Source organism: Massilia agri, assembly GCF_024753255.1.
In the GTDB taxonomy this organism is placed as follows: Bacteria; Pseudomonadota; Gammaproteobacteria; order Burkholderiales; family Burkholderiaceae_D; genus Telluria; species Telluria agri.
Genome location: NZ_JANUHA010000047.1, coordinates 1 through 1,229, shown reverse-complemented (window position 1 = coordinate 1,229; position 1,229 = coordinate 1). Strand labels below are relative to the sequence as shown.

The following is a 1,229-nucleotide window of genomic DNA, read 5'->3' as shown; positions in this document are numbered from 1 at the left end:
TGAATCGCCACGAGTTTCCTAGACACTCGCGAGCCGCTTGAAATACTGCTTTTCATACTCGACCGGCGACAAGTCATTGCTGAAGCTGTGCCGGCGCTTTGGATTGTAGAACATCTCGATGTAATCGAAGACATCCTGCCTTGCTTCGTCCCGGGTGCCGTAACTCTTGCGTCGGATTCGTTCCCTTTTTAAGAGCTGGAAGAAGCTCTCGGCGACGGCGTTATCGTGGCAGTTTCCTCGTCGGCTCATGCTTTGCGTCAGGTTATGCTCGTCCAGGAAGTCGCGCCAGTCGTAGCTACTGAACTGGCTGCCCTGATCGGAATGCACCATTACCGTATTCTTGGGTTGCCGCCGCCAGACGGCCATCAAGAGCGCATTCATTGCCAGCTCGCGATCGATGCGTGAACTCATTGACCAGCCAACCACCTGACGCGAAAACAGGTCCAGTACAACGGCCAGGTAAAGCCAGCCTTCGTAAGTGCGGATGTACGTGATGTCCGTCACCCAAACCCGATTCGGTTCCTGCACGTCGAACTGGCGCTGAAGATGGTTGGGTGCCACCAGCGAAGGGACACCGCCGCGTTTATATTTCCGCTTGGCGTAGCCGGTTTGCGAACGAATTCCGGCCGACCTCATAAGACGGTGGACGCGATTGATGCCGCATTGCTCACCGAGCTCGCGCAGGTCGTCGCTGACCTTGCGGTAGCCGTACACGCTGCCGCTTTCCAGCCACGATTCCTTGATGGGAACCAGAAGGCGCTTGTCTTCCCTAGCGCGCTTGCTTTCAGGGTTCAGGCGCCAGGCATAGAAGCCACTCGGATGCACCTCGAGCACTTTGCACAGCCGGCGCACCGGGAACTGGTCCTGTAACTGAGCAATTAAGGTGTACCTTACCCGGACGTCTTGGCAAAGTACACCGCGGCCTTTTTCAAGATGTCACGCTCCTCCGTGACACGCTTGAGCTCGGCCCTCAGGCGCCGCATCTCGTCAGACTGGCTATCGGCAGCCTTGCGCTCTGCCTCGGGCATGCCGTAACGCTTCGTCCAGGCGTACAGGCTATGGATGCTGATTCCGAGCCGTGCCGCTACTTCGCTCGCCGGGTGACCGCCCTGCGCCACCTGCTTGACCGCTGCAATCTTGAATTCTTCTGTGTACCGCTTACCGCTCATATCTTCTCCTTGTGCCCGACATTATGGCTCAGGAGTGTCTACGATAGTCGTGGCGATTCA

1 protein-coding gene is annotated in these 1,229 nt (G+C 57.4%); it reads right to left on the bottom strand.

Annotated elements, in window-relative coordinates; translation table 11 throughout:
• Positions 1 to 18: 18 nt before the first annotated feature.
• A protein-coding gene (locus NX780_RS25060) for an IS3 family transposase (RefSeq protein ID WP_258830609.1) occupies positions 19 to 1,169 on the bottom strand; the annotation gives its coding sequence in 2 pieces (ribosomal slippage) (positions 19 to 929 and positions 929 to 1,169; 1,152 coding nt in all).
• Positions 1,170 to 1,229 lie beyond the last annotated feature (60 nt).